Origin of the sequence: Alishewanella agri BL06 (genome assembly GCF_000272005.1) — a bacterium.
Classification (GTDB): Bacteria; Pseudomonadota; Gammaproteobacteria; order Enterobacterales; family Alteromonadaceae; genus Alishewanella; species Alishewanella agri.
On sequence record NZ_AKKU01000028.1, the window covers coordinates 43,073 to 53,466 of the forward strand.

Consider the following 10,394-nt stretch of genomic DNA (forward strand, 5'->3'; position numbering starts at 1 on the left):
TGGCAGCTGCCAGGCCATATTACAGAGGGTTAGTTAAGCAGCGCCTGACTTTGCTGCAAATAGGCCGCTGCGTTGGTTTTCACGCGCTGATAATCCATACTTTCTGAACCCAGATGCACTTCTTCCAGCACAGCTTTAATGTCGTCTGTTGCAGCGGGTAGCTTAGCCAATGCATTCTCCAGCGTATAGGTCAGCTGGTGGATCTCGGTCATGCTGGTCGGGTTTAACTCGGTTTTTAACAACGCCGCTAACTTAGCGTTGTACTGTTTTAAAATACTTTTTGCTTGCGCGGCTGAGGTAATTTCGGTGCCCTGAAAATGGGCCGGACGATCTGACGCCACAGTGGGTAAGGCAATACCGGTGAGCAGGGTAATAATCATCAGTGCTTTCATCATAAACTCCTTACATGATAATGATTCTCAGTTACTATACGCCTTTTTTTGTAATTGACAAGTTGTACCAACAAAAACGCCTGCAAGTGCAGGCGTTTTAAAGAGAAAGCGGTGATTAGATCCGCTTGTATTTAATCCGGTGTGGCTCTAATGCCGCCGCGCCGTAGGTTTGCTTCAGCCAGGCTTCATAATCCGAGTAGTTACCTTCGAAGAAGTTCACCTTACCCTCATCGCGGTAATCCAGAATGTGGGTGGCGATACGGTCGAGGAACCAACGGTCATGCGAGATCACCATGGCACAGCCCGGGAAATCCAGCAGGGCGTTTTCCAGCGCCCGCAGCGTTTCTACGTCCAGATCGTTGGTCGGTTCGTCCAGCAACAGCATATTGCCGCCGGCTTTGAGCAGCGCCGCTAAATGCACCCGGTTACGTTCACCGCCGGATAACTCACCGATAAACTTCTGCTGGTCATTGCCTTTAAAGTTAAAGCGACCGACATAAGCCCGGCTTGGGATCTGGAAGTTACCGATTTGCAGCATATCCTGACCGTTGGAAATTTCCTGCCAGACCGTGTTCTTCGGGTTCATCTTATCGCGGAACTGATCGACGCTGGCGATCTGTACGGTCTCGCCAATCTCAATCTTACCGCCATCCGGTTGTTCGGTGCCGGTGATCATTTTAAACAGTGTCGATTTACCGGCACCGTTCGGACCGATAATACCGACGATAGCGCCTTTCGGAATATTAAAGCTTAAATCATCAATCAGCACCCGATCGCCAAAGGTTTTGCGCAGATTACTGACTTCCAGCACCTTATCACCCAGGCGCGGCCCCGGCGGAATAAACAGCTCATTGGTTTCATTACGCTTTTGAAATTCCTGGCTTTGCAGCTCTTCAAAGCGGGCCATCCGTGCCTTGCTCTTGGCATGGCGACCTTTGGGGTTAGTGCGTACCCACTCCAATTCCTGCTTAATAGAGCGCTGGCGGGCATTCTCGGACTTCTCTTCCTGCGCCAGGCGGGCTTCCTTTTGCTCCAGCCAGCTGGAGTAATTACCCTGCCATGGAATACCTTCACCGCGGTCCAGTTCTAAAATCCAACCGGCGACGTTATCGAGGAAGTAACGGTCGTGGGTAATGGCCACAACAGTGCCAGGGTAGTCGTGCAGGAAGCGCTCTAACCAGGCCACGGATTCAGCATCCAGGTGGTTAGTTGGCTCGTCCAGTAACAGCATATCCGGGCGTTCCAGCACCAGGCGGCAAATCGCGACCCGGCGGCGTTCACCACCTGATAAGTGTTCGATTTTGGCATCCCAGGGCGGTAAACGCAGTGAGTCTGCGGCGCGCTCCAGCGTATTCTCCAGGTTGTGGCCGTCTTTAGCCTGAATTAAGGCTTCCAGTTCACCCTGTTCACGGGCCAGCGCATCAAAGTCGGCATTTTCATCGGCGTAAGCGGCATAGACCTCGTCCAGACGGGCGAAGGCTTGCTTCACATCAGCGACCGCTTCTTCAACGATTTCTTTTACGGTTTTATTCGGATCCAGCTCCGGCTCCTGCGGCAGATAACCGATTTTGGTACCGCTAAGTGCCCGGGCTTCGCCTTCAAATTCTTTATCTACGCCGGCCATAATGCGTAACAGCGTAGATTTACCTGAGCCGTTTAAGCCCAGTACGCCGATTTTCGCACCAGGGAAAAACGACAGGGAGATATCTTTTAAGATGGTACGTTTCGGGGGTACAACTTTCGATACCCGATACATTGAAAAAATATATTGCGCCATGGTTTCAGTTACCGTCCATTCTGGATTGTCACAGTCGGGGCGATTGTACGCCATTTTCTGATTAGGGGGTAGGGAGCAGCCATTATGGTGAATAAAGTTGGCTTTTGGTTGCCGATCTCTGCTTTAATAGCAGGAAGAATTTCTTTTAAAGCAGGTTAGGTATGTCTGAGTTTGCACATGATCCAAGTTTTCAGCGTTTTGTCGAAGAAGCTAAAACCGAAGGGGTAGTCTGGACCCTGGCGGATGGTGAAGATTTGCTGGTAGTGGAATCGGTAGAATTTGAAGAAACTGACGTGATGCCGTTCTGGTCAAATAAAGCAGATGCTCAGGCCCATTGCTCAGACGAATGGGAAAATTATAAGCCGGAAGCTATCCCGCTGGATGTGTTCTGTGAAGGTTGGTTAAAAGAAATGTACGATGACGGTGTGCTGATTGGCACCAACTGGGATGAGTCGTTAAATGGCCCCGAAGTGGAGCCGCGTGAACTGTTAGAAGCGCTCGCTTTGTTACAGTAAGCCCGCCCGCGACATCCTTGAGCCCGGCTTTAGCTGGGCTTTCGTGTTTTATGGGTGTAAAATGGCAAATATTATGCCCGCCGCTAAACTGCAAGCAGAGTTGCCGCGTACAAGGCGCATCAGAGTCAGGTGTTGGAAGTGAATATGTTAACTGAAGAAGCGATGTTAGTCCGTAGTGCATTGGAAGCCAGAGGTCTGGAAACCCCAATGCGAGATAACGGCTTATCCCGCGATCAAAAGTATCAGAAAATTAATCAGCTGATGACCGAAATTGTGCAGACGCTCGGGCTGGACTTAAACGACGACAGCCTGAGTGAAACACCCCATCGCATTGCTAAGATGTATGTCGATGAGGTATTTGGCGGTTTGGATTACCGCAACTTTCCGAAAATTGCGCTGATTGAAAATAAGATGCAAGTTAGCGAAATGGTCAAGGTGAAAGACATTAGCTTTACCAGTACCTGCGAGCACCATTTTGTGACTATTGATGGTAGCGCTACTGTGGCCTATATTCCGGCAAAGAAGATTATTGGTTTATCGAAGATCAATCGGATCGTACGCTTTTTTGCTCAGCGCCCACAAGTGCAGGAGCGCTTAACGCAGCAAATTCTGATTGCGTTGCAGGCGTTGCTGGAGACCGATAACGTGGCGGTGACCATGGATGCCGTGCATTACTGCGTTAAATCGCGTGGTGTAATGGATGTGAATTCGAAAACCCAAACCACGGCTCTGGGCGGTATTTTTAAAGACGACGCCCGTACCCGCGCTGAGTTTTTAGCCCGCTAGAGCGGTCACGCTGGTGCCTGAGCCGTTCGTTACGGTTCACGCCCCAGTTCCCTGCTAATCATTTCTCTGGCAGCAGTTGCCTGCATCGGCTTGCCATAATGGTATCCCTGGATCGCCTGACAACCCAGCTGCTGTAACAAAGCTTGTTGTTCAGCGGTTTCTACCCCTTCAGCAATAGTTTCCAGCTCCAGACTGTTTGCCATGCTGATAATGGCTTGTACTATTGCCCGGTCATCGGCATCCGCTAACAGATCACGAATAAAGGATTGGTCGATTTTTAGTTTGTTCAGCGCAAAACGTTTCAAATAGCTAAGCGATGAATAGCCGGTACCAAAATCATCAACGGCAATGCGTAAGCCCCGATGCCGGAATGCGTCTAACAGACTGGCCGCCTGTGCCGGATCTTCGACCATAGCGCTTTCGGTAATTTCTAATTCCAGCGCAGCAGCCGATAGCTGATGTGCTTGTAGCTGGGCATTAATTAATGTCAGTAAGCCGGGCTGGCGGAACTGTACCGGCGATAAGTTTACTGCGACAGTCAGTTCGCTTGACGTTAGCTGTTGCCACGCTGCGCGTTCTGTCAACGCCGTTTTTAGTACCCATTCACCTAACGGGATCACCAAACCGCTACGCTCGGCCAGCGGAATAAACTCACCGGGAGAGACAAAACCCAGCTCCGGATGTTGCCAGCGCAGCAGGGCCTCAAAACCAATCAGCTTTTGTTGCTGCAGCGAATACTGTGGCTGATAAACCAAACTCAATTCGTTATTATCGATGGCACGGCGCAGGGCGTTTTCCAATAGCAGATGGCGGGCATGATAGCGCTGCATCTCGCTGGTAAAGAAACAGTATGTGTTACGTCCTTTTTCCTTGGCACGATACATTGCTATATCGGCATGGCGATACAGCTCATGAAAGTGTTGTCCATCCTCCGGATAGAGTGCAATGCCAATAGAGGCGGAGAGCACCAATTCCTGGCCAGTAACCTGGTAAGGCGTAAGCATTAAGGGCAGAATTTGCTCGGCCAGTTGTGCTGCTTGATCACCATCGGTATGAGGGCGTAACAAGACAAATTCGTCACTGCTCAGTCGACAGAGTGTATCTTCCGGACGACAGAGGGTAGCTAAACGTTGCGCGATGAGAATCAGTAACTGGTCACCAACCTGATGACCGAGCGAGTCATTAATTTGTTTAAAACGGTCAACATCGATAAATAGCAGCGCCAGGGCTTGCTGTTGCGCTTTGGCGATAGCCAGTGCCTGTTCAGTCCGATCCATCAATAAGGCACGATTTGGTAGTGAGGTCAGGGCATCATATTGCGCTAAAAAGCGAATTTGTGCTTCGTCTTCTTTGTATTGGGTGATATCGCTGAATAAACCAACATAATAAATTTCACCCGGCTCAGGACCATCGATTTTACTAATCGATAACCACTCCGGGTAAATAGTACCATCTTTGCGCCGGTTCCAGATTTCACCTTTCCATACGCCCTGTTGTTGAATGGCTTGCCACATTTTCTGGTAAAAGGCTTTGTCATGTTTACCGGATGACAGCAATTTGGGATCTTTACCAACCACTTCCTCCGGCCGATAGCCACTAATATTACAAAACGCCTGATTAACCATTACCACTTGTTGTTGTGAGTTGGTGATCAGGAGTCCCTCAGAGCTTTGCTCAAACAAACGTGCCAGCAATTGTAATTTCAGTTCTGATTCTTTGCGATCGCTGATATCGATATGAGTGCCTACGGTCAGCCGTTTACCCTGCTCAGTAACGATAGTGCGGCCGCGGGATAGAATCCACACCCAGTGGCCATCTTTATGCCGCATCCGGAAATGATTTTGATATAGCTCCTGTTGCGGGCTTGCCAGATAGTCCGCGAAGGCCTGGCTGGCGGTCTGACGATCGCTCGGATGCAATAAATCAGCCCATACCTTAGCCAGATTCTGCGGTGTAGTTGCGGGTAGATCCTGGCTTTGATAACCCAGCATTGAAAAATATTCCGGACTACAGCTTAATTGCTGCAGCTCGGGATCAAATTCCCAGCTGCCGGTGTTACTGGCAACAATAAAGCTGCGATGGCGTGCTAGCTGAGTTTGTAAATCTGCCGTTCGGGCAGCAACCTGTTGCTTAAGTTGTTGCTTTGTATTCAGGGTGCGTAGTAAAAAGTAACTTAGCGCTGCAAGCAACAGATTAAATATGATAGCAAGAAACTGTTGCCAGTAAGCAACCTTGCTGTAGTTAGCCGCGGCCGGTGCACTGAGCTGCAAACGCCAGCTGACGGTGCCGGTCTGAATTTTCGCTTCTGCTAGCGCGCTGAACGCAGAAGCCGTACTGCTGATAATCAGACTTTGTTCCGTCGTCTCATCCAGCCACACTTGATATTGAATACCGCGTGCCGGCAGTTGTGCCAATTGTTTGATACTTTCCAGTGCTTCCAGTTCGAAAGTGACACTGACAAGCCCCCAAAAGTGGTTGCTGCCGGTGTCATCCGGCAGCTGGACTGGCAGGCGTCCGATAATACCTACACCGCCCTGGCGCAGTTGGAAGGGACCGGTCAGATAGACCAGCTGGCTTTGTAAGCTGCGTTTAGCAGAGGGACCCTGAATTGGATCTTGCAGAATATCGAAACCTAGCATTTGTTGATTGGTCTGCGCCGGATAAGCGGCACGAATGATGCCTGCTGGGGCAGCAGATAAAGTTTTTAGATGTGGGTAATAAGGATAGATTTGCGCAGCAAAGTGTTCAAATTGTTGCAGATTACCTTGTTGTAAGCGCAGCCAGCCGGCCATCGCATAAGCTGCGGTTGCCGTTCTTACCAGCTCTTGTTGAATGGCACTGGCATAGGATTGTGCTTGATCATTGAGCTGGCTTTGCTGTTGCAGCTGACGCTGGTCGCTCAGATGTTGCAATAAACTATAACTTACGGCGCCACTTAACAACAAAACCAATATCGGGACAATAAATCCCAGATGAAAAGCTCTCGATCTCAACACAGTGTGGTGGCCCGTTATGCTTTGCTAAGTTGAATAATTTAGCAGTTTAGCATTTAACGCTCGCCCGAGGTAGCGTCTGTATTCAGTCGTCGCTAAGTTCCCAGTCGTCCAGTAGTTCCCGGAGTCGTTTTTGCTCCATAATTTCGTCAATGCGTCGCCTTGCTTCGTACTTTTGTTTGGCTTTGCTATCCTTAACCACATTGACTGCGGCTTCCAGCTCTGCTGGCTCGTTAAATTCATCCAACTCTATTGGCTGTAGTGCAGACATACTGATTACCTCACAATTTTCTGCTTATTTATCGCTAAAGCGGCTGAAACAACAGTGAAAATTTTTTTAGGTATCGATAAATATTTTTGTTGATATACGATAAAGCTGATAAAAACGATCTGAGAGCGGTTGCTTGGCGTAGTGAGCAGAACAGACAACATAAACTGGAGTTAGAGATGAAAATATTAGTATTAGGCATGGGGTTACTGGGGCTGAGTTTGTTGCCACAAACTGCCGCTGCGGCACAATGTGGTGCGGTGTTAAGCCACTCGGTGCAACAACTAAAAACCCGTGAAACGGTGGACCTGTGTGAGCAATTCCAAGGCAAAACACTGCTGGTGGTTAATACCGCCAGTAAATGTGGTTTTACCCCGCAGTTCGAAGCACTGGAGCAGCTTTATCAAAAATACAAAGATCAGGGCTTAGTAGTGCTAGGCTTCCCGTCAAATGACTTCCGGCAGGAACATAGCGACGAGGAAAAAACCGCAGAAGTTTGCTATCTGACTTATGGCGTCGAGTTCCCGATGTTCTCGACTACCAGCGTTCGTGGTGACGCTGCCAATCCGGTCTTCAAAGCTTTGATTGCGAAAACGGGTGAGTCACCCTCCTGGAATTTTAATAAGTACCTGGTGAGTAAAGACGAACAAAAAGTACTGCATTTTGGTAGCCGGGTTAACCCGACAGATCCGAAGTTTATCGCCGAATTGGAACAGCTGCTACAAGCCGAGTAGGCAGCTGGGCACGCTGGCTAGCCAGCGGCCTGCGTCGCTTCAAAGCCGCTATCTATGGCCGCTGGTGCTGCACTGGCGGCTTCACGGGCCAGCTCGTCGCAGCGTTCATTTTCCGGGTGCCCATTGTGACCCTTAACCCAGTGCCAGTTTATCTGGTGTGGCTGACAAGCCTGGTCCAGTCTTTGCCACAGATCCTGATTTTTTACCGGTTGTTTCTGGCTGGTTTTCCAGTTATTGCGTTTCCAGCCCGCCAACCATTGGGTTATTCCCAGTCGCACATACTGGCTGTCAGTCGTCAGGTCAACTAAACAGGGATGTTTTAATGCCTCCAGGCCAACAATCGCGGCCAACAGCTCCATCCGGTTATTGGTCGTCAGACGAAAGCCGCCTTTTAACTCTTTGCGGTGTTGTTGATAGCAGAGAATAGTGCCATAGCCGCCCGGTCCCGGGTTACCGAGGCAGGAACCGTCGGTATAGATTGCAACACTTTTCTTCATTTGGCCTTTCCTAAGCTGAAAACGGCGTATAATCTAGCGTAAATACAATGAAAAAGCGAAACTGCAGATGGCAAAGCGACAAATTATCCTCGATACCGAGACCACCGGCATTAATCCGAAAGAGGGGCATAGGATTATCGAGATTGGTTGTGTTGAGCTGATCAACCGGCGTTTTACCGGCAATAACTTTCATGTTTATATCAATCCGGAACGGGAAATCGAAGCGGAAGCCATTGCCGTGCACGGCATTACTAACGAGCGATTGGCAGCAGAGCCGAAATTCCGCGATATCGCCCAAGCCTTTTTCAATTATATTCAGGGCGCAGAATTAGTTATTCATAACGCAGCCTTTGACGTCGGCTTTATCAATCATGAGTTTGCGCTATTAAAACCGGCACTGCCTCCAGTTGCACAGTATTGCACCGTACTTGATACTTTAATGCTGGCGCGTGAGCTGCACCCAGGCCAGAAAAATAACCTGGATGCGTTATGTAAACGCTACGATATTAATAACAGTCATCGTACCTTGCACGGCGCCTTGTTGGATGCGGAGATCCTGGCTGATGTCTATCTGTTGATGACCGGTGGCCAGGTCAGTCTGAATCTGGCGGCAGAGGAAGAGTCACAACAGCAAATGCAGGACAATTTACAGCCGGTGCAACGTAGTGGACGCTTGAAAGTGATTCGGGCCAACCAGGCTGAGCTTAGCGCTCATGAGAGCCGGCTTGATTTGGTGCAGAAAAAAGGAGGAACCTGCCTGTGGCGCGGTTAATTTTACTGTTCGCGGCCTTGCTGCTTAGCGGTACTGGGGTGGCACAGCAGGATACGGCAACACCGGCAGCGCAGGTAAAGTCTGATACCGGGCTGACTATTCTGGATCAGCTACCAGTGCGTAATCAGATCCCGTTACTGGATAATCGTTTTCGGATTGATGATGGTGTTGACAGTATCACACTGGTGTTTTTCCGTCGTCAAGGCACGGCATCGGTGGTACTGGTGCGTCCTGACGGCAGCAAGGTGTTCTATAACACAGCCAAAGACCATAATATGCGTTGGCACGATGCCGCAACCTATGACTTAATTGAGATTAATAATCCGATGCCGGGCCCGTGGCAGGCCGTAGGGCGAATTTTACCGGAAAGCCGGATCCTGGTATTAACTGATATTCAGTTGCAGGTTGATTCTTTACCAGCATCTTTAATGGTTGGGGAAACGTTTAAGCTTACCGCTCGCCTGATGGATGGTGATCAGGTGGTGAATGCCCGTGATTTTCGTGAGATCTTGACGCTGCAAGTGCTATTTATCAGCACCAATAATAAAGAACAGGATAATTACGGTCGTGGCCTGGCTGAAGTTGCCAGTTTCCGCGATGATGGTAGAGGGTATGACGCCAGCGCGCGTGATGGTATTTTTACCGGGGAAATTAATCTGACCTTTGGTGCCGGCGAATGGATCCCGCGTTATGTGTTAAAAACACCCTTATATAGTCGCGAGCTGGAGCAGCCGCCCGTGATTATTGCTCCTGCGCCTGTGCAACTGGTATTTGAACAGGCTACTAAGGCGGAGTCGCCACATCAGCTGTCGTTTCAGGCGGTTTCTGCCGACGTTAACCTTAATAGTTTGCTATTTCAGGGCGTCGTTCGCTATCCAGATGGCGAGATGTTGCAATTTTCGCTGACGGATCCGGCCGAGGCCAAAGTGTTAGCGGTTGCGAATAAAGGGGCTGGCAGCTATCTGGTTGATGTCTCGGTATTTGGGCAAATGCAGGATGGTCGCGAGTTCGTCCTTAACCTGCCACAAGAGCGGTTTCTGGTAATGCTGCAGGCGCAAGAGGCGCCGGCGTTAACAGAATTACCTCCTGAGTTACAACAACCGGTTCCCCCTGTTATTGAACAGCCAGAACCAGAACCTTTTCCGTGGGGACTTGTGATCTTATCAAATTTACTGATTCTGGGGCTTGGTGCCACAGCGATTTGGTTGGTGATGACTGGTCGGGGTTTTAGCGCCTTACTATTTTGGCGCAAAAAAAACGTGCCTGCCGCAGCTAAAGCTATGCCAAGTGCTACCAAGAGCAACGCTGCGAGCAGCGCAAAACCTACTCAATCGAAGGAAAAAGACGATATATTAGACCTTTCGTTACCGGATGATTAAGGAATAGGCAAAAGCGGCAAAAAAGATGTTGACGGCTTTCGGCCATATCCGTATCATTCCCGCCGCACCAGACGATACCCATCTGATAGTTTGGTGCACTGCGCGGAGCGGTAGTTCAGTCGGTTAGAATACCGGCCTGTCACGCCGGGGGTCGCGGGTTCGAGTCCCGTCCGCTCCGCCAACTTTCGATGCTTTCCGGAGCGGTAGTTCAGTCGGTTAGAATACCGGCCTGTCACGCCGGGGGTCGCGGGTTCGAGTCCCGTCCGCTCCGCCACTTCAGT

Annotated in this window: 10 protein-coding genes and 2 tRNA genes; 7 read left to right on the forward strand and 5 right to left on the reverse strand. The window is 49.9% G+C overall.

Going from position 1 to position 10,394, the window contains the following annotated elements; all coding sequences use genetic code 11:
* Positions 1 to 29: 29 nt before the first annotated feature.
* Both AGRI_RS16030 and ettA read right to left on the reverse strand, forming a co-directional pair.
* Positions 30 to 392: a DUF6746 family protein gene (locus AGRI_RS16030; protein WP_008985911.1), complete on the reverse strand. Its 363-nt coding sequence runs from the start codon at positions 390 to 392 to the stop codon at positions 30 to 32.
* 115 nt (positions 393 to 507) lie between these two features.
* Positions 508 to 2,169: an energy-dependent translational throttle protein EttA gene (ettA, locus tag AGRI_RS16035; protein WP_008985912.1), complete on the reverse strand. Its 1,662-nt coding sequence runs from the start codon at positions 2,167 to 2,169 to the stop codon at positions 508 to 510.
* 161 nt (positions 2,170 to 2,330) lie between these two features.
* Here ettA and AGRI_RS16040 point away from each other — a divergent pair, with 161 nt between their 5' ends.
* Together AGRI_RS16040 and folE are read left to right on the forward strand one after the other, a co-directional pair.
* Positions 2,331 to 2,684, forward strand: a complete 354-nt coding sequence (locus AGRI_RS16040) for a DUF2750 domain-containing protein (protein WP_008985913.1) — start codon at positions 2,331 to 2,333, stop codon at positions 2,682 to 2,684.
* A gap of 144 nt (positions 2,685 to 2,828) precedes the next feature.
* Positions 2,829 to 3,470, forward strand: a complete 642-nt coding sequence (folE, locus tag AGRI_RS16045) for a GTP cyclohydrolase I FolE (protein ID WP_008985914.1) — start codon at positions 2,829 to 2,831, stop codon at positions 3,468 to 3,470.
* A 29-nt stretch (positions 3,471 to 3,499) separates the two neighbouring features.
* Here the strand turns inward: folE and AGRI_RS16050 are convergent, their stop codons facing one another.
* Positions 3,500 to 6,466, reverse strand: a complete 2,967-nt coding sequence (locus tag AGRI_RS16050) for an EAL domain-containing protein (RefSeq protein WP_237713117.1) — start codon at positions 6,464 to 6,466, stop codon at positions 3,500 to 3,502.
* 82 nt (positions 6,467 to 6,548) lie between these two features.
* On the reverse strand, positions 6,549 to 6,734 hold the full coding sequence (locus AGRI_RS16055; RefSeq protein ID WP_008609869.1) for a PA3496 family putative envelope integrity protein: 186 nt from the start codon (positions 6,732 to 6,734) through the stop codon (positions 6,549 to 6,551).
* 176 nt (positions 6,735 to 6,910) lie between these two features.
* Here AGRI_RS16055 and AGRI_RS16060 point away from each other — a divergent pair, with 176 nt between their 5' ends.
* Positions 6,911 to 7,465, forward strand: coding sequence for a glutathione peroxidase (locus tag AGRI_RS16060; protein WP_008985916.1), 555 nt, complete (start codon positions 6,911 to 6,913; stop codon positions 7,463 to 7,465).
* A gap of 17 nt (positions 7,466 to 7,482) precedes the next feature.
* Here AGRI_RS16060 and rnhA read toward each other — a convergent pair whose 3' ends face one another.
* A complete protein-coding gene (gene rnhA, locus AGRI_RS16065) occupies positions 7,483 to 7,962 on the reverse strand; it encodes a ribonuclease HI (RefSeq protein WP_008985917.1) in 480 nt (159 codons plus the stop codon).
* Between the two features lie 67 nt (positions 7,963 to 8,029).
* On the opposite strand from rnhA, the gene dnaQ reads away from it, so the two are divergent.
* The 4 genes from dnaQ (at position 8,030) to AGRI_RS16085 (ending at position 10,387) form a co-directional block, all read left to right on the forward strand.
* Positions 8,030 to 8,734, forward strand: coding sequence for a DNA polymerase III subunit epsilon (dnaQ, locus tag AGRI_RS16070; protein ID WP_008985918.1), 705 nt, complete (start codon positions 8,030 to 8,032; stop codon positions 8,732 to 8,734).
* A complete protein-coding gene (locus AGRI_RS16075; RefSeq protein WP_008985919.1) occupies positions 8,722 to 10,113 on the forward strand; it encodes a TIGR03503 family protein in 1,392 nt (463 codons plus the stop codon). Before dnaQ ends, AGRI_RS16075 begins: the two co-directional genes overlap by 13 nt.
* A gap of 104 nt (positions 10,114 to 10,217) precedes the next feature.
* A tRNA-Asp gene (locus AGRI_RS16080) sits at positions 10,218 to 10,294 on the forward strand.
* 16 nt (positions 10,295 to 10,310) lie between these two features.
* Positions 10,311 to 10,387 (forward strand) — tRNA-Asp (locus AGRI_RS16085).
* Positions 10,388 to 10,394: the final 7 nt, after the last annotated feature.

Bases quoted from the DNA above. Each gene is read 5' to 3' on its own strand.
- AGRI_RS16030 (WP_008985911.1), bottom strand. From the start codon at position 392: ATGAAAGCACTGATGATTATTACCCTGCTCACCGGTATTGCCTTACCC.
- ettA (WP_008985912.1), bottom strand. From the start codon at position 2,169: ATGGCGCAATATATTTTTTCAATGTATCGGGTATCGAAAGTTGTACCC.
- AGRI_RS16040 (WP_008985913.1), top strand. From the start codon at position 2,331: ATGTCTGAGTTTGCACATGATCCAAGTTTTCAGCGTTTTGTCGAAGAA.
- folE (WP_008985914.1), top strand. From the start codon at position 2,829: ATGTTAACTGAAGAAGCGATGTTAGTCCGTAGTGCATTGGAAGCCAGA.
- AGRI_RS16055 (WP_008609869.1), bottom strand. From the start codon at position 6,734: ATGTCTGCACTACAGCCAATAGAGTTGGATGAATTTAACGAGCCAGCA.
- AGRI_RS16060 (WP_008985916.1), top strand. From the start codon at position 6,911: ATGAAAATATTAGTATTAGGCATGGGGTTACTGGGGCTGAGTTTGTTG.
- rnhA (WP_008985917.1), bottom strand. From the start codon at position 7,962: ATGAAGAAAAGTGTTGCAATCTATACCGACGGTTCCTGCCTCGGTAAC.
- dnaQ (WP_008985918.1), top strand. From the start codon at position 8,030: ATGGCAAAGCGACAAATTATCCTCGATACCGAGACCACCGGCATTAAT.